We start from the raw sequence: 20,986 nt of genomic DNA, 5'->3' as shown, positions 1-20,986 counted from the left end.
AAACGGACCGGCAATGCCGGTCTCGCGCGCCGGTTCCGTCAAATTTGCGCAATCGGGCCGGGAATATCTTAATTCACAAATGCTAGGAAAGGTCGAAACGGAGGCCCTTTCCATGGTGGCGGAGAACGAACGTGCAAGGCTCATCGATGAGTTCCGCGCTTGGAAATCCGGGATTTTCTCCCTCACCAGAGAGATCGTGGATCGCCGTGCCTTTGCAAACGGCAGGGACCAGCTGACCGCACTCCTGAAGGACCTGCCCGCCCGGAATTTCGATCCCGTCTTCACCCTTCGCATCAGCGACGAGGCCGGCGAGATTCAGCGGGCGACGCATGCCGCCTTCCGCCATGCCGGCCACCAGCCGGGAATGCCCGAAACCTTCAGCGGTCTCGGTTTCGATCTCTCGGCGCATGAACGCGCCGTCGACGCGACGAAGCGTTTCCACCAGGGCATCGAGATCAGCCTCTACAATCGCGGGGTCTACGATTTCCTGGCGAAGTCCGATGCCGAGATCACAAGCGAATGCAATGCCGTCGGCAGCGCCTGGCAGGGCGCCTTCGACACGCTCGAATCCGCTCCGATCGACGGCATGCATGATGTGCTGGCGCTGGCGGCGGCAATCCCACGCGGCGATCACTACCACTATGGATTTTCGACTGGCGTCACGGCCTCGGGCGGGAGAACGGCGACGAGTGACCCGGTGGCCTATGCTGAGGTGGTTTTCAACGCGTTGATCGCCGTCGAGTTTCATCGTTTCATGCATGATCACCTGCCGACACTCGCGCTGCCGCACGGCATGGTCGCGATCGTCGCGGAGCACGATCTTCTCTTCGTGCCGCACACGCATTATCGCCTGCCCGGGCCGACGGCATGCAGGCAGGAGCCGTCGCCGCCTCCAATCCGTCAGGCCGCCCGCACACCCGGGAAAACCAACGTCTTCGGGCGCCGGACCCAAAGGCCATAGCGCGCCGTCACCAAGGGCGAACAACCGGACGCGGCTGCCGATCAGATCTTGAACACGTCGTCGCGCCAGAAGACGATGACATAGCCGCCCGAGCGCTCGGCCTCACGCGCCCATTGACGCAATTGCGTGTGGTAGGGTTCGCTTCGCCAGATGTCCGGATGATCCACTTCGACGAGGACCGTCATCTGCGGTCCCTGCCGATAGATCATCATGTGCGCGCGGGCTGGCTCCCACTCGTCCCCAAGCGTTTCGTCGACCATCCAGAGACAGAGAAAGTCCCGGCAGACCGAGGGGCGGTCGGCATAGATGGAACAGCCCGCCCCTTCGACGCAATGCGTGCACCAGGCGTTGGCCGGTTTGTCGAACAGGTCGATCTCGGGCAAACGACAACAGAGCGTGCACGAACCGCAGGATCGGCCTTCGACGGTGAGAGAGGATAGTTGCATGCCATGGCCATAGCATCTGGAGGCGCCGCACCGAAAGGCCGCCCGTATCGAGAGCATGCCAGCTTCGGCAGGAATGCCTACCTGTCGCTCAGCGTTCGCCGAACCGCATCCTTCCAACCCTTGATCTTCACCGCGCGGGTCTTCTCGTCCATTTCCGGCTCGAAACGCGTGTCCCGCGCCCAGGACTTGGCGAACCCCCTGCGGTCCGGCCACACGCCCGCGCGCTGGCCGGCGAGCCACGCGGCGCCGAGGGCCGTGGTCTCCAGAATGGTCGGGCGATCGACGGGTGCATCGAGGATGTCCGCGAGGCGCTGCATGGTCCAGTCGGATGCGACCATGCCGCCATCGACGCGCAGCACCGTTTCCTTGCCGTTCGCCTTCCAGTCCTTGTGCATGGCGTCGAGCAGGTCGCGCGTCTGGTAGCAGACGGCCTCGAGCGCGGCGCGGGCGAATTCCGCCGGCCCCGTGTTGCGTGTCATGCCGTAGATGGCAGCGCGGGCATCCGGATCCCAGTGCGGCGCGCCGAGGCCGGTAAAGGCGGGCACGAGATAGACGTTCTGCGTCGGATCGGCCTTGGCGGCAAGCTCACCGGTGTCGGACGCGGCCTTGATGACCTTCAGCCCGTCGCGCAGCCATTGCACGGCCGCACCGGCGATGAAGATCGAGCCTTCCAGCGCATAGGTCGTCTCGCCGTCGAGCCGGTAGGCGATGGTGGTGAGCAGGCGGTTCTTCGAGCGCACCATGTCCGTGCCGGTGTTGAGCAGCGCGAAGCATCCGGTACCGTAGGTCGACTTCATCATGCCCGGCTCGAAGCAGGCCTGACCGATGGTGGCCGCCTGCTGGTCGCCGGCAACGCCGAGGATCGGGATTTCCGCGCCGAACAGGCTCTTCTCCGTCACGCCGAAATCGGCGGCGCAGTCCAGCACGTCGGGCAGCATGGCCTTGGGCACGCGCAGAATGTCGAGCAATTCCTCGTCCCAGGCGTTCGTGCCGATGTTGTACATCAGCGTACGGCTGGCATTGGTGGCGTCGGTCACATGGGACTTGCCGCCGGTCAGCCGCCAGATCAGGAACGTGTCGATCGTGCCGAAGCAGAGATCGCCCTTGGCGCCCCGCGCCCGCGCGCCCTTCACGTTGGAGAGCATCCAGGAAAGCTTCGTGCCGGAAAAATAGGGATCGAGCAGCAGGCCTGTCTTCCGGGTGAAGGTCTTTTCGAGATCCTGCTTCTTCAGCTTCTCGCAATAGGAGGCGGTGCGGCGGTCCTGCCAGACGATGGCGTTGTGGATCGGCTTGCCGCTCTCGCGCTCCCACACGACGACAGTCTCGCGCTGGTTGGTGATGCCGATGGCGGAAATATCGGAAGCGGCAAGGCCCGCCTTCTTCAACGCGGCCTTGACGGACCAGACGACGCTGTCCCAGATTTCCTCCGGATCATGCTCGACCCAGCCGGATTGCGGAAAATGCTGCGTGAATTCCTTCTGGCCGGAACCGACGACCTTCTGGCTACCGTCGAAGACGATCGCCCGGCTCGATGTCGTGCCCTGATCGATCGCGAGAACATATCCGCCCATCATTTCCTCCCAGCTGCGGGTCGCTCCCAGACCCTTCGGAATCTTCAATACGATACTAAAACGAATGTCAAAGGAAAACAAAACGCAAGTCATGTTCTGCTTTCAGCGGGACTGTACCGCGCGGAAAACGCAATTGTCATCGCGCGAGTTTTAGGCGTAGGCTACCGCAACGCAGCATGATCGGGAGACAGCAAGCATGAAAAGCGTCGTCGTAACGGGCTCCACCAGCGGCATCGGCCTTGCCATTGCCACCGCCTTCGCCGAAAGCGGCGCCAATGTCGTCATCAACGGTTTCGGCGCAAAGGACGAGATCGAGGCAACCCGCGCAAAGCTCGACGACCTCGGCAAGGGGCGCGTGCTCTACCACCCCGCCGACATGACGAAGCCGCACGAGATCTCCGACCTCATCCAGACGGCCGTGGAAGAGTTCGACGGCGTCGATGTCCTCGTCAACAATGCCGGCATCCAGCACGTCGAGAAGATCGAGGATTTTCCGGTGGAGAAATGGGACCAGATCATCGCGATCAACCTTTCCAGCTCCTTCCACACGATCCGCGCCGCCATTCCGCACATGAAGCGCAAGGGCTGGGGCCGCGTCATCAATGTCGCCTCGGCGCACGGCCTCGTCGCCTCGCCCTTCAAATCCGCCTATGTGGCGGCCAAACACGGCATCATGGGCCTGACGAAGACCGTCGCGCTGGAAGTCGCCGAGAACCGCATCACCGTCAACGCCATCTGCCCCGGCTATGTGCTGACACCGCTCGTCGAAAAGCAGATCCCCGACACGGCCAAGGCCCGCGGCATCAGCGAAGCCCAGGTGAAGTCCGATGTCATGTTGAAGTTCCAGCCGACCAAGGAATTCGTCGGGGTCGACGAAGTCGCGGCCATCGCGCTCTTCCTCGCCTCCGATGCGGCAAAATCGATCAACGGCACCCATATATCGGTGGATGGCGGCTGGACCGCCCAATAGAAACGGACATGCTGGGCACCCGCTATGCCCGCATATCCCCGGCGGCGGAGCGCCTTGCTCCGCCAGAGGCCACACACGCCCGAAACGCGTGTATCGGCCATCGGACGGCCAGGGGCCGTCGAAGAAGGATGACATGAACTTTCTGCAGGACAGTCTGGAGGGCTTTCTCGCCCGGGAGCACCGCATCGTCATCGTCGAGATCACGGCGGCGAGCGGGTCGACCCCACGCGACGAAGGCACGTTCATGCTGGTGGCGCCGACCGAAATTCACGGCACAGTCGGCGGTGGCCAGCTTGAATATGACGCGATCGAGAATGCCCGCAAAATGCTGGCGGGTGCCGGCGGTGAGGCAAGACTCGATATCCCGCTCGGGCCCGAGATCGGCCAGTGTTGCGGCGGGCGTGTCGAACTCGCCTTCACCATCGCCGACGAGGCGGCCCGCCGGACCCTCGACGCGCGCCTTGCGGAAGAGGAGCGGCGGAAGCCGCAGGTCTGGATCTTCGGTGCCGGTCACGTCGGCCGGGCACTGTCGGATGCACTGACCATGCTGCCGCTCAACGTCTTCGTCGTGGAGGCACGCCAGAGCGAGCTCGACCAGCTCACCTCCGAGGTGCACCATCGCCTCGCCGCCCTGCCGGAAGCGCTTGTCGCCGATATTCCGCCGGGTTCGGCCATCGTCATCGTCACCCATGACCATGCGCTGGATTTCCTGATCGGGCAGGAAGCGCTTGCCCGCACCGACCTTGCCTATGTCGGCATGGTCGGATCGAAGTCGAAGCGCGCCTCCTTCCTGCACCATCTGGAACGACAGGGCATCGACCGCAGCGCGGCCGACCGGCTGGTTCTGCCGATCGGCGGCACGGCAGTGGACGACAAGCGCCCGGAGGTCATCGCCGCCATGACCACTTCGGAAGTGCTGCTTGCCTTTGCCGCGTGGCGGCATAGGGACAGCGCACCCACGGCGGACTAGCCACGACCGTCGAGAAAACCGAGATCGCGCTTCATGTAGTCGGAAAGCTCGCACGGATCGAGGCGGGGGCGGCGTCTGCGCTGCCGCCAATGAAAGACACGGGAGAGCTTATGCCAAAGGCCTTCCTTGCGAAACGGCAGATGTGCCACCGGGGCCTCGTTGACGATGCATGCCATGGTAAAACCTCATAAATTCCAATCCATTGCTTGCAGGATGCGCGCAAAAATGATGGAATTCCAATCGAAGCTTCGTCTGTACCCATAAAGAGAGCTCAGCCTTGAAGATGTCGCGCAACTTCCCGCTCAATGCGCTCCGCGTCTTCGAGGCGGCCGCCCGGCATGCCAGCTTCACCCGCGCCGGCGACGAACTGGGCATGACGCAGACCGCGGTCAGCTACCAGATCAAGCTTCTTGAGGAGACGCTCGGCGAGACGCTGTTCCTGCGCCAGCCAAGGCAGGTCATCCTGAGCGAGGCCGGCGAGCGACTGGCGCCGAAAGTAGCCGAGGGGCTGACGAAACTCGCCGAAGCGGTGGCGGACCTGCGCGGCGCGGCCGAGCAGAAGCTGCACATCCACTCGACGCCCACCTTCGCCACGCAATGGCTGAGCCGCACGCTCGGCGACTTCCAGCTCAAGCATCCGACCATCGCCGTCCGGCTTTCCACGTCACAGGACCTGATCGACTTTGCCCGGGAAGAGGCGGATGTCTCGATCCGCTGGGGCAAGGGCGACTGGCCGGGCCTCACCTGCCACCGCGTCATGCGCATGGACTTCGCCCCCATGCTGAGCCCGGCACTGGCCGAGACGATCGGCGGCATAAATGAGCCGGCCGACCTCCTGAAGCTACCGATCATCAGCCCGCTGGACATCTGGTGGCGCACCTGGTTTTCCGCGGCTGGCATCGACAACCCGGGCCTCGAACGGTTCCCACCGAACGAGCTCGGCGTGCAGACGATCGACGCGCAGGTGGCGATGGCCGGCCAAGGCGTCGCAATCCTCAATCCCGGCCACTTCCGGGCGGAGGTCGCCGCCGGCCAGCTCTATCAACCCTTCACGCTGACCTGCAACGACGGCCGCGACTATTGGCTCGCCTATCCGGAAAACCGCCGCAACATCCTGAAGATTCGCGCCTTCCGCGACTGGATCCTGGCGACAATGCCGACGGCGGTGTGAGCACTACACCCTGAAACCCGGCTCGGGACGGGCATGGAAACCGCCGGTAGGCCGCCCCCTTTCCTCGCCCGCGATTCTTGCGCAATGTGCGCCTTGCAAAACGACGATGAGGGAGCGCACCGATGTATGAATACGCCATCGCCTGGGAATGGCTGACCTTCGCGGTTCGATGGCTGCATGTCATCACCGCCATCGCCTGGATCGGTTCGTCCTTCTACTTCATCGCGCTCGATCTCGGCCTCGTGAAGCGGCCGCATCTGCCGGCCGGCGCCTATGGCGAGGAATGGCAGGTGCACGGCGGCGGCTTCTATCACATCCAGAAATATCTGGTCGCGCCGGCCCAGATGCCCGAGCACCTCACCTGGTTCAAATGGGAAAGCTACGCGACCTGGCTTTCCGGTTTCGCGTTGCTCTGTCTGGTCTACTACGGCGGCGCCGACCTCTTCCTCGTCGATCGCTCGGTGCTCGACGTCTCGACGCCGGTCGCCATCCTCATCTCGCTCGCCTCGCTGGCGCTCGGCTGGATCCTCTACGACCTTCTCTGCAAGTCCCCGCTCGGCAGGAACACCTGGGGTCTGATGCTCGTTCTCTACGGCATCCTCGTCGCCATGGCCTGGGGTTACACGCAGGTCTTCACCGGCCGGGCCGCCTTCCTCCATCTCGGTGCCTTCACGGCGACGATCATGTCGGCCAACGTGTTCTTCATCATCATGCCGAACCAGCGCGTCGTCGTCGCCGACCTCATCGCCGGACGCACGCCTGATCCGAAATACGGCGTCATCGCCAAGCAGCGCTCCACGCACAACAACTACCTGACGCTGCCCGTCATATTCTTCATGCTGTCGAACCACTATCCGCTCGCCTTCGCGACGGCCTTCAACTGGATCATCGCCGCGCTGGTCTTCCTGATGGGTGTGACGATCCGGCATTGGTTCAACACGACCCATGCCCGCAAGGGCAAACCCACCTGGACCTGGCTCGTCACCGCGCTCCTCTTCCTCCTCATCATGTGGCTTTCCACCGTGCCGAAGGTGCTTACCGGCGAAAGCGCCGAGGCCGGCCTGCCCTCCTCCGTAGAGCGTTTCGCATCGAACGGGCATTTCCCGGCGGTGCGCGATCTCGTCTCCACCCGCTGTTCGATGTGCCATGCCGCCGAACCCGTCTGGGAAGGTCTGCGCGCGGCGCCGAAAGATGTCGTGCTCGAAAGCGAAACGGCGATTGCCCTCCACGCCCGCGAGATCTATCTGCAGGCGGGGCGCAGCCACGCCATGCCGCCGGGCAACGTCACCGGCATGACGGCGGAAGAGCGGGCCCTCATCGCCGCCTGGTTCGAAACCGCAGCAGAAGGAAGCTGACCGCCATGACGAAAACCCTCATCCGCGGGCGCCTGCTCTCCTTCCACCGCCGCCCGGTCGCGATCGACGATGCCGCAAGCTATCGTTACGAGGAAGACGGCGGCCTGCTGGTGGAGGACGGGAAGATCACCGCCGTCGGCCCCTACGCGGACCTGCGCGCCAGCACGCCCGCCGACGTGGAGGAGATCGATCATCGCCCGCACCTCATCCTGCCGGGCCTCATCGACACGCACCTGCATTTCCCGCAGATGCAGGTGATCGGCTCCTATGCCGCGAACCTGCTGGAATGGCTGAACACCTATACCTTCCCGGAAGAGTGCCGTTTTGTCGAAAGCACGCATGCCGCCCGCATCGCCCGCCACTTCTACGACGAGATGATCCGCCACGGCACGACGACAGCTGTCGCCTATTGCTCCGTGCACAAGGCCTCCGCCGACGCCTATTTCGCCGAAGCACTCAAGCGCGGCATGCGCATGGTGGGCGGCAAGGTGATGATGGACCGCAACGCGCCGCAGGGCCTGCTCGACACACCCGAAATGGGCTATGACGAGACGCGCGCCGTGATCGCCGAATGGCACGGCAAGGGCCGCAACCATGTCGCCATCACCCCGCGCTTCGCGATCACCTCGACGCCGGCACAGATGGAGATGGCGGCGGCTCTGGCCCGCGAGTTCCCGGACCTCCATATCCAGACGCACCTTTCCGAGAACCACGACGAGATCCGCTTCACCAGCGAACTCTATCCGGACGCGATCGACTATACGGATGTCTATGCGAAATACGGTCTGCTCGGCCCGAAAAGCCTGTTCGGCCACTGCATCCATCTCTCCGAACGCGAGGCGGACGCGATGAGCGAGGCGGGCGCCGTCGCGGTGCATTGCCCCACCTCCAACCTCTTCCTCGGCTCCGGCCTCTTTCCCCTCAAGGCGCTGTCGCGCCGGGAAAAGCCGGTACGCATCGGCGTCGCGACGGATGTCGGCGGCGGCACGAGCTATTCCATGCTGAAGACGATGGACGAAGCCTACAAGATCCAGCAATTGCTCGGCGAGCGGCTGAACCCGTTCGAGAGCTTCTACCATATGACGCTCGGCAATGCCGAGGCGCTGTCGCTGGAAGACCGCATCGGTACGCTGGACGCCGGCACGGACGCCGACTTCGTGGTGCTGGACGCCGCCGCGACGCCCGCCATGGCGCTGAAGATGGAAGTGGTGCGCTCGCTGACGGACGAACTCTTCCTGCTCCAGACGCTCGGCGACGACCGGGCAGTGCGCGAGACCTACGTGGCCGGCAAACCCATGAAGGCGACGCTCTAACGCATTGTCCGACGCCGAAGCGATCCCGCTTCGGCCGAAAATTGCTCTAGCTGCCGCGATAGGTCGAGTAGCTGTAGGCCGAGAGCAGCAGCGGGACGTGATAGTGGCTCGACGGATCGGCGACGCCGAAGCGGAGCGGGATGCGGTCAAGGAAGGCAGGTTCGCTGACATCCGCCCCCGTCGCGCGCAGATAGTCACCGGCGCGGAACACCAGCTCGTAGGTGCCAGCCATGAAGCCGACGCCCTCGACCAGCGGGGCATCGACGCGGCCGTCGCTGTTCGTCACCGCACGCACGATGTGCTGGTGCTCGCCGTTCTCTATCCAGAACAGATCGATCGCGAGACCCGCGGCGGGCTTGCCGAGTGCGGTGTCGAGGACATGGGTCGTGAGGCGGCCGGGCTTGCTCATGGTTCCCTCAAGGGTGCTCGATGATGAAGGGCTCGTCGAAGAAGAACTCTTCCAGATTGACGCCGCCGCCGAGGCGATCGACGACGAGGAAATCGCTCACCGCATCCAGGGTCATCAGCGGGTGATGCCAGACGTTGCGGCGATAGTTGATGCCCTGCCGCCCGTCGGCGCGGAAGACCTGCGGCCGGCCCGGCTTGCCACCCTCGTCCTCCGCCACCACCACCAGCCAGGGCCGGTTGTCGATCGGCGAGAAGCTCTGGCTACCGAAAGGGTGGCGCTCCATCATGTCGACGGCGTAGGGGAAGCTCCGCGGGCTGCCGCGGAAAAGGTTGATGATGACCTTCGCATCTTCGCCGACGGCCTCAGCCTCGGCAAGCGCATGGTAGCGCTCCGTGTTGCCGCCGTTGATATGGCGCATCGTGGCGGGATCAGCCTCGATCACCGTGCCGAAGGGGGCGAAGGCTTCCTGGGTCAACGGCCGGATCGTCAGTTTCTCAGCCATGAGACAGCCCTCCCGGGGAGAGGAAGGGCGGTCTTTGGTGGTCGGGCATGTTCATTCTCCGGGGAGGGCAGCGGTCAGTCTGAGAAGCGCGATGCGCTCCACCTGTTTCTTCGCGGTTTCGAATTCCACCGTCGCCACATTGCCGATACGGGCTTCGAAGGCGGCAAGGATGTCGTCCTTGGTAAGCCCTTTCACCGCGATGATGAAGGGGAAGCCGAACTTTTCCATATAGGCGGTGTTGAGTTCAGTAAAGCGGACGTGTTCGGCCGGGGAAAGCCGGTCGAGGCCGGCGCCGGCCTGCTCGCTGCGGCTGTCCTCCGTCAACTCGCCCGCAATCGCCAGCTTGCCCGCAAGATCCGGATGGGCGCGCAGCACGCCGAGCTGCTCGGCCTCGCTCGCCCTGCGGAATGCCGCCGCCAGCGCGGCATGCACGCCCTCTGCCGTCAGCGGCAGGGCAACGGTGCCGGCATCCAGCGCACGCTCGGCGATGAAAGGCGAGTGCTCGAAGACGCCGCCGAAGCGGGCGAGGAAATCGGCGCGGTCGATCATGCGCCCTTCGCCTTCGACGGGTGGTGATTCTCGATCCAGTGGCGCGCGATGTCGATGCGGCGCGGGATCCAGACCTTCTCGTGGCCGAGCACGTAGTCGACGAAGCGGGCAAGCGCCGCGGCACGGCCCGGACGGCCGACCAGCCGGCAATGAAGGCCGATGTTCAGCATCTTCGGGCTGCCTTCCGCACCTTCCTGGTAGAGCACGTCAAAGGCGTCCTTCAGGTAGTTGAAGAACTGGTCGCCAGCATTGAAGCCCTGCGGCGTCGCAAAGCGCATGTCATTGGTTTCGAGCGTATAGGGGATGATCAGGAAGGGTTCGCCATCGAGACCCGGCACGAAATACGGCAGGTCGTCGGCGTAGGAATCGGAGGAATAGACGAAACCGCCCTCCTCCATGACGAGACGCAGCGTGTTGTCGGAGGGCTTGCCCTGGTACATGCCGAGCGGGTGGGAGCCGGTCAGCTCCTTGTGCAGGCGCACGGCCTCGCGAATGTGCTCGCGTTCCTTCTCTTCGGAAAAGTCCTTGTATTCCAGCCAGCGATAGCCGTGGCTGGCAATTTCCCAGCCGGCTTCCTTCATGGCGGCGACGGCTTCCGGATTGCGCGCCATGGCAAGCGTCACCCCATAGACGGTGGTCGTGACGTTGCGGCTGGTGAACAGGCGATGCAGGCGCCAGAAGCCGGCGCGCGAGCCATATTCGTAGATCGATTCCATGTTGAGGTTACGCTGCCCCGGCCAGGGCTGCGCGCCGACGATTTCCGAGAGCAGGTTCTCCGATGCCGGGTCGCCGTCCAGCAGGCAGCTTTCGCCACCCTCCTCGTAGTTGATGACGAATTGCACGGCGATGTTGGCACCACCCGGCCAGCGAACCTTGGGAGGCGTGCGGCCGTAGCCGATCAGGTCGCGCGGATAGGTCTTCTCAGTCATTCGATCACCTCAACAATGGACGGCACCGGTGCAGCGGCCGGCCCGAAGCCGAATTGAATCCGATGCATACCCTCATAAGGAACCATTACCGCCTTGGCCCGTTTCCTGTCCATCACAAGCAAGGAGAAACACCTATGGCCATGCAGGATGCAAACATTCGCGAAACCCAGGATCTGATCGCCAGCGACAAGGTGGAGGGAACGAGTGTCTACGGGGCCGACGGCAAGCATATCGGCTCGGTAGAGCGCCTGATCCTCGACAAGCGCAGCGGTCACGTCTCCTACGCGGTACTCAGCTTCGGCGGTTTCCTCGGCCTCGGCCAGGACCACTATCCCCTGCCCTGGGCGAAGCTGAACTATGACGAAGGCCTCGGCGGCTACCGCGTCGATGTGACGAAGGACCAAGTCGAGCGCGCGCCGCACTATGAAAGCGATGCCGAATACGACTGGAACCGCCGCAACGGCAAGGTGATCCACGACTATTACGGCGTGCCGCCCTACTGGATGTAAGGTGCGTTCACGTCCGTCCGGCTTCCTCGAAGTGGGCCGCGACGGTGAAGGAGGGCGGTACGCGAAGCGTGCCACCCTCAATTTCGTCCACCACAGTGCGCGCCAGTTCATGCGCCAGGCCGAAGCTCACCTTGAAGCCCCCGGCCATCAGGCTGACATTCGGATGATCGGGATGCCGCCCCACCATAGGCTCGCGGCCGATCGCCTTTGGCCGCAGCCCTGCCCAGCGCTCCACGACCGGCGCCTCTGCCAGAACCGGGGCCGTCTGCCGCGCCTTGGCGATCAGCGCGTCCAGAAGGCCGTCGGTGCCTGAAGGATCGGAAAAGCTGTTCTCGCTGGTGCTGCCGATCGCGACCAGGCCATCTTCATGCGGCACGATATAGAGCCCGTCAGCAAAGATCACCGGCAGCGCCGGATCGACAGAAGCCCGAAGCAGCGCCGCCTGCCCCTTCACCGCGCTCCCCATCGGCCTTGCCAACGGAAGAGCAAGAGGGGCAAGCAAGGCAAAGGTCTCGACGCCAGCTGCCAGCACGCAATGGCCGAAGGCAAGGCTGGTTCCGTCCTCGAAACGGGCGACGCCGGTGGCAGGATCCAGTGCCTGAAGTCCAGCGCCTTCGCAGATCGTCACCTTCGGCAGGCGCGCAAGAGCAGCCCGCAATACGGCGAGCAGTGCACGCGGCGCCAGGCGACCAGCAAGATGATCATGAACGAGCCCCGAGGCCATCGCGACCTCGGCCGGCCATCCGGCGACGAGGGGCGCGTCCAGCACCTCGAAGGCGAAGGTTCGATCAGGCATAGCCCAGGCGGACAATGCGTCCTGCGCATGGCCGATTGCAATGGCACGATTGTGCGGCTTCGAAAGAGGAATGAGGCGGCCCGAGCGGCGGTAACCGGCGGAAAGCCCGGTCTCAGCCTCCAGCGCCGCGATCTCCGCTTCGAGCGAGACCAGAGCGGCAAACTGGAAGGCCTTCTTGGCGTTCCAGCGATCCGGCAGGTGCGGCATCAGCGCGCCGAGCACGCCGCCACTCGCACCGGCCCCGATCGTCCGGCGCTCGGCAAGGTGCACCGAGAGGCCCTGCCTGGCGGCAAAAAGCGCGGTCCACAGGCCCATCACCCCGCCGCCGACGACGATGAGGTCAACGGCCGGTTGACCGGCGGCCTTCCCGCGATTATCGGCATTCGACATGGCTGACCACAATCCTGAAAACGCGCCGCAGACCGAAGCCGCCCTCGACTGGCACGACGGCGATATGCCCTATTCCCGGGCCTTTGACGACCACTTTTATTGCCGCAGCGACGGCCGGCTGGAATGTGGCCACGTCTTCCTTGCCGGCAATGGCCTGCCGGACCGCTGGCGGCGGACGGAACCGTTCCGCATTGCCGAACTCGGCTTCGGCACCGGCCTCAACCTCTGCGAGACCTGGCGGCAATGGCGCGGGACCGCGCCGGAAGGCGCAAGTCTCCACTTCACCTCCTTCGAGCGGTTTCCGATGGCGAGCGCGGATATCGCCCGGGCGCTCGCGCATTGGCCGGAAATCGAACACGAACGTAAAATCCTTGCCGAGAAATGGCCGGAAGCGCCGGACGGACGTGTCGAGATCGACCTTGCCCCCGGCGTCTGCCTCACCGTGGTCTGCGGCGCGGCCATCGAAAGCCTCGAGAGCGAGACGACGCCGTTTGACGCCTGGTTTCTCGACGGCTTCGCGCCTGCACGCAATCCCGACATGTGGTCGGCCGAGTTGATGGCCGCGGTTTTCCGCCTGACCGTTCCGGGCGGTCGCTTCGGCACCTATGCGGCGGCCGGTTTCGTACGGCGCAACCTTGCTGCCGCCGGCTTCGTCGTGGAGCGCCGCTCGGGTTTCGCCGGAAAGCGTGAAATGCTGTGTGGGGAAAGGCCGGCAACCTGAGCCGTCAGGACAGCGTGCCCGTCACGGCTTCCCTGCCGCTGCGCTTCAGCCAGCGGTCGAGCTTTTCTTCCAGCTTCTCGATGCTGATCGGCTTCGTCAGATAATCGTCCATACCCGCCGCAAGGCATTCCTCGCGGTCGCCATCGAGCACATGGGCGGTGACGGCGACGATCGGCACGCGGCGGCCGGAGCCGCTTTCGATCGCACGGATCGCGCGGCTTGCCTGCAACCCGTCCATGACAGGCATGGAGATATCCATCAGGATCATGCCGGGGTGCGACGCGCGGAAAACATCCACCGCCTCCTGCCCGTTCTCCACCAGCCGGAAGCGCAGGCCGCAGGCCATCAGCATCTGGGTGAAGAGGATCTGGTTGACCTCGTTGTCCTCGGCCACGAGGACATCGATGACTTCATCATCAGCAGCCGTGACCTCGGGAGAGGCCGCAAGCGGGCGTAGCGGCAGGACCTTGCCTTCGGTCACGCCTTGCGTCGGCGCCTTCATTCCCCGTGTCGCCCGCAGCACCTCGGATACCGTCTCCCGCAGCAGATCGGCCCGCACGGGCTTCATGAGATGGGCCTGGATATCCGGCGAGGAGAGCAACTTGTCCTCGGCCGAAAGGTTCATCGAGGTGAGCACGATCACTGCGGTGCCGGCGGTCGGGGCGCCTTCCCGCAGTGTTTGCACGAAATCGGGCGCACGGTCGGGGTGGTAGTCGAGCAGGATCGCATCGACCGACACGCCCATGTCGCCAGCGGCCGCAAGAACGGCAAGCGCTTCCGTCTCGGAGCCGACGGCGGTCGCGTCGAAACCCCAATCGAGCAGCATGTCGTGCGAAGCCTTGCGGGAGAGATCGTGCCCATCGACGACAAGAATGCGCGCACCGGGCGCCTTGGCCGGCACGATGCGGGCCGGCAGGGCGGCAACAGCAAGCGTCATCGGCAGGCGCACCGTAAAGGCCGACCCGTTGCCGACCTCGCTGGTCGCCGTCAGCGTACCGCCGAAGAGACGCGTCAGTCCGTCGGTAATGGCAAGGCCGAGGCCGGTGCCCTCATGGCGACGGGTCGAAGACGCATCGACCTGCGAGAACTTCTCGAAGATCGATTCCATCTTCTCGGCCGGAATGCCTGCCCCCGTATCTTCGACACGGATGATGATCTCCACCTTGCCGTCGTCCCCCATCTGCGAGGAGAGGTCGATGAGAACGTGGCCGCGATCGGTGAACTTGACGGCATTGCCGACGAGGTTGGTGACGATCTGGCGGAAGCGGCCGGCGTCCCCCATCACCACCGCCGGCATGCTGGCCGCGCCGCGCACGACGAGCTCGATATCCTTCTCCGCTGCCTTCGTCGACAGCAGCGTCGCCACGTCCTCGATCGCCTCCACCGGGTTGAAGCTGACGGCGCGCAGCGTCATCTGGCCGGCATCGATCTTCGAGAAATCGAGGATGTCATTGATGATGGTGAGAAGCGCATTGCCGGACTTCACCATGATATCGATGAAGGTCTTCTGCCGCGTGTCGAGGTTCGATTTCGCAAGCAGTTCCGCCATGCCGAGCACGCCGTTCATCGGCGTGCGGATTTCATGGCTCATATTGGCAAGGAATTCCGACTTCGCCTTGTCGGCCATCTCGGCGCGCGTGACGAGGCGGCGCAGTTCGTCTTCGCGGCTCTTGAGATCCGTGATGTCCGAAAAGACCATGACGTCGCGGCCGCGGCTGGTCGGGGTCACGTCGAGACGCAGCCAGCGCTGGTAGCCGCTGAAGATCGTCAGCGAAGCAGGCTTGCCGGTGAAGAGGATCGTCCCGAACTGGCTGGCATCGACCGGTTCTTCGCCGAGGAAGCCGGTAATGTTGCGATCGATGTTGCTTTGCAGCACATCCTTGACGAGCGCACCCGGCTGCAGGAGTTCGTTCGGCATGGCGATCATCTTCGACAGCGCCTCGTTGGAGAGAACCACCACACCATCTTCAATGATGAGGAGGCCCTGGCTCATCGAGGAGACCGCATCCTTGACGAGGCTGCCGACCTCTTCAAGGGCACTGCGGGTTTCCAGTACCTCGCGCTCGCGCTCGCGCCGCTCCGTAATGTCGATATAGGTCAGAAGGCAGCGGCCGCCGGAAATTGCGCAGCCGGCCTCGATCACCGTCCGGCCATTGGCATAGGCGACCTCGCGCACCGGCGTCTCGCCGGCGCGGATGCCTGAAATGCAGGCCGCATACCCCTCGGCATGCGGGCCGTCCTCCCCGCTGATACCGCCCTGTGCCTGCTGGAAGCGCAGGAGATCATCCAGCGGGCGCCCCTTCACCGGCGGCAGCGCGCCGCCCCACAACTCCTCGAAGGCACCGTTCACCAGTTCGATATTGCCGGTCTCGTCGACGACGACGATGCCGACCGGCAGCGATTCGACGATACTCTCGATGTCCGCCCTGGCGGCTTCCGCCTGCCGCTGGGCCTCGATGAGCTGGCTTTCACGCTTCTTCAGCACCGTGGTGTCGGTGATCGAGCCGATGAGATAGCTCTTCTCGTCGAGCGTGGTGACCCGGTAGAGCCGCGAGATCGTCGGCAGCACCGAGCCGTCCGGCCGGATGTATTCGATCTCAGTCTCAAGCAGTTCGCCGGTATCGAGCACCTTCTGGTTCTGCGCGTGGAATTCCTCACCCTGCTCCGGATACATATCGAGCGTGGTGAGGCCGAGCAGTTCTTCCGGCTGCCGGCCCGTCAAGGCGACATAGGCGCGGTTGGCGAAGATCATGCGCTGGTTTTCGTCGCGCATGAAGCTTGCGACCGGTAGCTCGTCGAGCAGCGCCCGATAGAGACTGATCTCCTGCGAATGCTGCTTGAGGCGTCCTTCGCTTTCCTTCAGCGCCGTCACGTCGATGCGCAGCGCAACGAGCGTGCCATCGGGCCGACGCTGGGTGACGAGACGCGTCCAGCCACCAGCGAGGCGGACGACACATTCATGCAGTGGCAGATCATAGCTGGCGAGCCGCGCCGCCACCCAGCGCTCGCACTCCGCCTCCGATGTGCGTCCCACCTCGATGTCGTGCAGCGCACGCGTGAGCGCGGCAAGACTGACGGGTCCATCGGCAAATTCACCAACGAGCACATGGTAGAATTCCCGCATGCTGCGGTTGGCATAACGCAGCCGGTTGTCGGCACCGAAGACGGCGACCCCGGCGCCGAGCGCGTCGAGCGCGTGCTCCACATGATCGGTGGCGGTCTCGCCCCGATCCGGGGCCAGGTCATCCACCGACACCCCTCCGGCACAATTCGCATTGGCGACCACGCCGACCGTGGCGGCCAGCGCTTCGACCGACGGCGTAAAGAGGCCGACAAGCACCGAGAGGGTCGCAGAGATCCGCTCGCGTTTCATGGCGATATCGAAACTGCCGCCGCCGAACGGATGCAGATAGCGGGCCCGCTCGGGATTTCCGAAGATCAGGCAGCGGCGCTCCGGATCGTCCCGGTCGCCATGCCCCGGCGTCTCGCCGATTTCCTCGCTGGTCAGCCCGATCATCTCCGCAGCGCTATGGCCGAACAGGCGGGCATAGGCCTCGTTCACCGCCAGATAACGCAATTCGCTGCTTTTGACGTATGCCGGGTGCAGGTGTTCGCGAACGCGCGCACAGGCCGCCACCAGCAATTCGTCTTGAGATTCAGCCACGCCAGTTGCTCCCCAAAGCGGCACGGAGGGAGAGATTCATACCCCTCGGGGAGTATCATCAATCCTTGAACGGATGGTTAACCGTTCGTTGCCGGAAGTCATGCATCCGGGCAGGCGTGTTCCGAAAATGCGCTTCGACACGACTGCATATCCACCAGGGCATTTCGCTGTCGCAAATGGCGGAGGCACGCGCGTGCAAGATGTGCAACAAGGGCAAGAGGCAAACCAGACCGGGGCTGCGCTGCACATGGGCGACGTGATCAAACTCGAAAATCACCTCGAACAACCGGAGGCATCCGAGGCGCCCGTCGAGCGCCGGCGCCGCAGCGGCGGGCGCAGTGCAGAGCGCACCCGCCGGCCGCAGACCACATCGAAATATCTCAATCTCGTCAACACGACGGCCCCCTCCGCGGTGCTTTCCGAGGATGCGCTGGAGGCCGTCCATCAGGCCTCGCTCGCCATCCTAGAAGAGATCGGCATGGACATCATCCTGCCGGAGGCCCGCGAGCGCATGAAGGCGGCCGGCGCGGACGTGACGCCCGGTACGGACCGCGTGCGCTTCGACCGCGGCCTCATCCTGGACATGATGTCTTCCGTCCCGCCGGCCTTCACGATGCATGCGCGCAACCCCCTGCGCAATGTGGAGATCGGCGGCAACAATCTCGTCTTTGCGCAGATCGCTTCTGCCCCCTTCGTCGCCGACCGCGACGGCGGCCGGCGCGCCGGCAATCAGGAGGATTTCCGCAAGCTGGTGAAGCTCGCCCAGTCCTACGACATCATCCATACAACGGGCGGCTATCCCGTCGAGCCGGTCGACATCCACGCCTCCGTTCGCCATCTCGACTGCCTGTCGGATCTGGTGACGCTGACCGACAAGGTCTTCCACGTCTATTCGCTCGGCCGGCAGCGCAATCTCGATGGCATCGAGATCGCCCGCATCGGCCGCGGCATCTCGATGGAGCAGATGGAGCGCGAGCCCTCGCTCTTCACCATCATCAACACATCTTCGCCGCTGCGCCTCGACGGACCGATGCTGCAGGGCATCATCGAGATGTCGGCGCGGGGGCAGGTCGTGGTGGTGACGCCCTTCACCCTCGCCGGCGCCATGGCACCGGTGACGATATCAGGCGCAGTCGTACAGCAGAATGCCGAGGCGCTGGCCGGCATCGCCTTCACGCAGATGGTGCGGCGCGGCGCGCCGGTCATGTATGGCGGCTTCACCTCCAACGTGGACATGAAAACGGGCGCGCCGGCCTTTGGCACGCCGGAATACATGAAGGCGGTGGTTGCGGGCGGGCAGCTCGCACGCAAATACAACATCCCCTATCGCACCTCGAACACCAACGCCTCGAACACGCTGGATGCGCAGGCCGCCTACGAATCCGCCTTCTCCCTCTGGGCGCTCACACAGGGCGGCGGCAATTTCATCATGCATTCGGCCGGCTGGAGCGAGGGCGGCCTGACGGCCTCCTTCGAAAAGTTCATCCTCGATGTCGACATGCTGCAGATGGTGGCGGAATATCTGGCACCACTCGATGTCAGCCCCGATGCCCTCGGCCTGGAGGCCGTGCGCGACGTCGGGCCGGGCGGCCACTTCTTCGGCACACCCCATACGCTCGCCCGTTACGAGACGGCATTCTATTCGCCGATCCTCTCGGACTGGCGCAACTTCGAGACCTGGACGGAAGCCGGCCGGCCGACCACCTACGACCATGCCAACCGGGTCTTCAAGGAAAAGCTCAACGCCTACGAGAAGCCGCCGCTCGACCCGGCGATCGAGGACGAACTGGAAGCGTTCGTCGCCAGGCGCAAGGAAGAGGGCGGCGTTCCCACCGATTTCTAAGACGCTTTTCGCACAGAATCAGGCGTTGAACATGATGGACCGCACGGAGGAGATCAGCTTCTCCGTCGGCAGGTTGGAAAAGTTCTTGTCGATTTCGGCCATGGTCAAGGTGCGCGTCTTGTCGGAGAGCTTGTTGCGCAGGTCCCCGAGTGTCTGCGGCGCGGCGCAGACGACAAGCCGGTCGAAGGCGCCTTCCGCGGCATAGTCATCGATGCGGCCGGCGACTTCGGCGGTGAACTTCTGCTGTTCCTCCCGCACCGGATCGCTCGAATATTCCATTGCGGAACGGCCGGGACCGACGGAGGAGTGGCTGCGGCCGGGCTTGTCGGCCATGATGTCCTGCGCCTTCTTCGGCTCCCAGCGAAAAACCTCCTGCTCCGGGCTCTGCTGGCCATCCTTCAACAGGTTCACCCCCTTGAGCAGGCGAGCCTGATTGCCATCAGCGGCGAGAATCCAAGTCGTAGCGGTCATATTTCACTCCCGTAGCGAGATTCATGGACAGGCGGACGAATCCGCCCCGCGCAGCATCCGACAGGATTGTGGCAGGATGCGCGTTGATCCAACGCAAGGAGGAGGCACATGTTCCTGATCGCGCGGGTCACGAAGCTGTTGGAAAGCCGCGCCCGCCCCTATCCCCACCCCGTGTTGGCTCGCTAGGGTACCCGAAAGGACAGGAGAGCCCCGTGGCCGAACCGCTCAAGAACCTGCTGCATCCCGGACTGGTGAAGGAGATGGCGGATCACATTTCCCGCGTCGCACCGGATTTCGATGCGGCGCGCTTCACGCAGCTTGCAAGCGACGACATGGATGCACTGGAGCTGATGCAGCGTGCCGAACGGATCAAGGACGCGCTGGTAGAGACGCTGCCCGCCGACTATGCCGCCGCCGCGGAGATTCTCCGAAGGGCACTGCCCCAGGCAGATGGGCCGGGGGTTTCCGGTTGGGCCCTTCTGCCGGTCAACCAGTTCGTCTCGCAACAGGGCCTCTCGCATTTCGACCTGTCGCTTTCCCTCCTCAAGGCGCTGACACCGCATTTCACAGCGGAATTCGGCATCCGCCGCTTCGTCCATGCCGAGCAGGACCGGGCGCTTGCGGAAATCGCGCACTGGACGGCCGATACCAATCATCACGTCCGCCGGCTTGCCAGTGAGGGCACCCGGCCGCGGCTGCCCTGGGCGATGCGCCTGCCGGCGCTCGTCAGGGACCCGGCACCGATCCTGCCGATCCTCGTCGCCCTCCTCGACGATCCCGAAGACTATGTGCGCCGCTCCGTCGCCAACAGCCTCAACGACATCGCCAAGGATCATCCCGCCCTCGTCACCGGTTTCGTCGAGCGGCATATCGAGGACGCCTCCGCCGAGCGCCGGCAATTGCTGCGCCATGCTTCGCGTACGCTGCTGAAGAAGGGCGATGCTAAGGCGCTCGCCAATTTCGGCTTTGCGGAAGCCAGGGGCATCGGCGCGATCCTCACGCTCACAACGCCGAACGTCGTCTTTGGCGACAAGCTCGGCTTCTCCATCGTCGTGACGAACGGGGATGTGGCGCCGCAACGGCTGATGATCGACTATGCGATCCACCATGTGAAGGCAAACGGCACGCTGGCGCCGAAGGTCTTCAAGTGGAGGCAGCTCGATCTGCCGGCCGGCAGCAGCCAGACGATCGACAAGGAACACGCCATCCGGGCGATTACCACGCGGCGCTACTATCCTGGAGCGCACCGCATCGAGATCCTGATCAATGGCTCGATCTGTGCGTCGGCTGACTTCGACCTGCGCATGACGTGAAGCCTCCCCTTCGCATCTGCGAAAACTAGGACTTGACTTTTCACCGCAAAACAACGACATGAGCCGCAGCGTCGCCCTTCGGCCGCCGCGTGAGCGAGCCTGAGATGTCCCTGCAACGGGACGCTAAGAAGGA

20 protein-coding genes are annotated in these 20,986 nt (G+C 64.2%); 10 read left to right on the top strand and 10 right to left on the bottom strand.

The window, feature by feature from the left end; translation table 11 throughout:
• Positions 1 to 112 precede the first annotated feature (112 nt).
• Positions 113 to 961, top strand: coding sequence for a hypothetical protein (locus tag P9A16_RS02865; protein ID WP_023512325.1), 849 nt, complete (start codon positions 113 to 115; stop codon positions 959 to 961).
• A 41-nt stretch (positions 962 to 1,002) separates the two neighbouring features.
• Here the strand turns inward: P9A16_RS02865 and P9A16_RS02860 are convergent, their stop codons facing one another.
• Entirely contained in the window at positions 1,003 to 1,344 is a 342-nt protein-coding gene (locus P9A16_RS02860) for a YkgJ family cysteine cluster protein (RefSeq protein ID WP_278025528.1), read from the bottom strand.
• A 140-nt stretch (positions 1,345 to 1,484) separates the two neighbouring features.
• Positions 1,485 to 2,978, bottom strand: coding sequence for a glycerol kinase GlpK (gene glpK / locus P9A16_RS02855; RefSeq protein ID WP_024270170.1), 1,494 nt, complete (start codon positions 2,976 to 2,978; stop codon positions 1,485 to 1,487).
• A gap of 196 nt (positions 2,979 to 3,174) precedes the next feature.
• Here glpK and P9A16_RS02850 point away from each other — a divergent pair, with 196 nt between their 5' ends.
• Both P9A16_RS02850 and xdhC read left to right on the top strand, forming a co-directional pair.
• Complete coding sequence (locus P9A16_RS02850; RefSeq protein ID WP_023513854.1) at positions 3,175 to 3,948, top strand: 3-hydroxybutyrate dehydrogenase; 774 nt, start codon at positions 3,175 to 3,177, stop codon at positions 3,946 to 3,948.
• 133 nt (positions 3,949 to 4,081) lie between these two features.
• A complete protein-coding gene (gene xdhC, locus P9A16_RS02845) occupies positions 4,082 to 4,918 on the top strand; it encodes a xanthine dehydrogenase accessory protein XdhC (RefSeq protein WP_023513853.1) in 837 nt (278 codons plus the stop codon).
• Here xdhC and P9A16_RS02840 read toward each other — a convergent pair.
• Entirely contained in the window at positions 4,915 to 5,094 is a 180-nt protein-coding gene (locus tag P9A16_RS02840) for a hypothetical protein (RefSeq protein ID WP_023513852.1), read from the bottom strand. The genes xdhC and P9A16_RS02840 overlap by 4 nt on opposite strands.
• A gap of 101 nt (positions 5,095 to 5,195) precedes the next feature.
• Between P9A16_RS02840 and P9A16_RS02835 the strand changes: the two genes are divergently transcribed.
• The 3 genes from P9A16_RS02835 (at position 5,196) to guaD (ending at position 8,757) form a co-directional block, all read left to right on the top strand.
• Positions 5,196 to 6,089 carry a LysR substrate-binding domain-containing protein gene (locus tag P9A16_RS02835; protein ID WP_037405748.1) on the top strand — a complete coding sequence of 298 codons (894 nt, stop codon included), beginning with the start codon at positions 5,196 to 5,198 and terminating at the stop codon, positions 6,087 to 6,089.
• Positions 6,090 to 6,211: 122 nt separating this feature from the next.
• Positions 6,212 to 7,444, top strand: coding sequence for a urate hydroxylase PuuD (locus P9A16_RS02830; RefSeq protein WP_023513850.1), 1,233 nt, complete (start codon positions 6,212 to 6,214; stop codon positions 7,442 to 7,444).
• A 5-nt stretch (positions 7,445 to 7,449) separates the two neighbouring features.
• Positions 7,450 to 8,757, top strand: coding sequence for a guanine deaminase (gene guaD / locus P9A16_RS02825; protein ID WP_023513849.1), 1,308 nt, complete (start codon positions 7,450 to 7,452; stop codon positions 8,755 to 8,757).
• A gap of 46 nt (positions 8,758 to 8,803) precedes the next feature.
• Here guaD and uraH read toward each other — a convergent pair whose 3' ends face one another.
• Genes uraH through puuE form a run of 4 tightly spaced genes read right to left on the bottom strand, consistent with a single transcriptional unit; the run spans position 8,804 to position 11,146 of the window.
• Positions 8,804 to 9,166, bottom strand: coding sequence for a hydroxyisourate hydrolase (gene uraH, locus P9A16_RS02820; protein ID WP_023513848.1), 363 nt, complete (start codon positions 9,164 to 9,166; stop codon positions 8,804 to 8,806).
• Between the two features lie 7 nt (positions 9,167 to 9,173).
• Positions 9,174 to 9,668, bottom strand: a complete 495-nt coding sequence (locus P9A16_RS02815; RefSeq protein WP_023513847.1) for an ureidoglycolate lyase — start codon at positions 9,666 to 9,668, stop codon at positions 9,174 to 9,176.
• Positions 9,669 to 9,719: 51 nt separating this feature from the next.
• On the bottom strand, positions 9,720 to 10,217 hold the full coding sequence (gene uraD / locus P9A16_RS02810; protein WP_023513846.1) for a 2-oxo-4-hydroxy-4-carboxy-5-ureidoimidazoline decarboxylase: 498 nt from the start codon (positions 10,215 to 10,217) through the stop codon (positions 9,720 to 9,722).
• Complete coding sequence (gene puuE / locus P9A16_RS02805; RefSeq protein WP_023513845.1) at positions 10,214 to 11,146, bottom strand: allantoinase PuuE; 933 nt, start codon at positions 11,144 to 11,146, stop codon at positions 10,214 to 10,216. Before puuE ends, uraD begins: the two co-directional genes overlap by 4 nt.
• 134 nt (positions 11,147 to 11,280) lie before the next feature.
• On the opposite strand from puuE, the gene P9A16_RS02800 reads away from it, so the two are divergent.
• Positions 11,281 to 11,655, top strand: coding sequence for a PRC-barrel domain-containing protein (locus P9A16_RS02800; RefSeq protein WP_023512048.1), 375 nt, complete (start codon positions 11,281 to 11,283; stop codon positions 11,653 to 11,655).
• Between the two features lie 7 nt (positions 11,656 to 11,662).
• Here the strand turns inward: P9A16_RS02800 and P9A16_RS02795 are convergent, their stop codons facing one another.
• Complete coding sequence (locus P9A16_RS02795) at positions 11,663 to 12,841, bottom strand: NAD(P)/FAD-dependent oxidoreductase (protein WP_037405751.1); 1,179 nt, start codon at positions 12,839 to 12,841, stop codon at positions 11,663 to 11,665.
• Between P9A16_RS02795 and mnmD the strand changes: the two genes are divergently transcribed.
• A complete protein-coding gene (gene mnmD / locus P9A16_RS02790) occupies positions 12,840 to 13,562 on the top strand; it encodes a tRNA (5-methylaminomethyl-2-thiouridine)(34)-methyltransferase MnmD (protein WP_023512046.1) in 723 nt (240 codons plus the stop codon). The genes P9A16_RS02795 and mnmD overlap by 2 nt on opposite strands.
• Before the next feature lie 4 nt (positions 13,563 to 13,566).
• Here mnmD and P9A16_RS02785 read toward each other — a convergent pair whose 3' ends face one another.
• Positions 13,567 to 17,226 (bottom strand): PAS-domain containing protein, encoded by a 3,660-nt coding sequence (locus P9A16_RS02785; RefSeq protein WP_023512045.1) that lies wholly within the window; start codon positions 17,224 to 17,226, stop codon positions 13,567 to 13,569.
• A gap of 247 nt (positions 17,227 to 17,473) precedes the next feature.
• Between P9A16_RS02785 and P9A16_RS02780 the strand changes: the two genes are divergently transcribed.
• Positions 17,474 to 19,069: a trimethylamine methyltransferase family protein gene (locus tag P9A16_RS02780; protein ID WP_037405753.1), complete on the top strand. Its 1,596-nt coding sequence runs from the start codon at positions 17,474 to 17,476 to the stop codon at positions 19,067 to 19,069.
• An 18-nt stretch (positions 19,070 to 19,087) separates the two neighbouring features.
• Here the strand turns inward: P9A16_RS02780 and P9A16_RS02775 are convergent, their stop codons facing one another.
• A complete protein-coding gene (locus P9A16_RS02775; protein WP_023512043.1) occupies positions 19,088 to 19,540 on the bottom strand; it encodes a host attachment protein in 453 nt (150 codons plus the stop codon).
• A 212-nt stretch (positions 19,541 to 19,752) separates the two neighbouring features.
• Here P9A16_RS02775 and P9A16_RS02770 point away from each other — a divergent pair, with 212 nt between their 5' ends.
• Positions 19,753 to 20,853, top strand: coding sequence for a DNA alkylation repair protein (locus P9A16_RS02770; protein ID WP_278025527.1), 1,101 nt, complete (start codon positions 19,753 to 19,755; stop codon positions 20,851 to 20,853).
• Positions 20,854 to 20,986: the final 133 nt, after the last annotated feature.

It is taken from the genome of Shinella sp. 838, from assembly GCF_029623935.1.
GTDB lineage: Bacteria > Pseudomonadota > Alphaproteobacteria > Rhizobiales > Rhizobiaceae > Shinella.
This window is presented reverse-complemented; position numbering and strand designations above follow the sequence as displayed.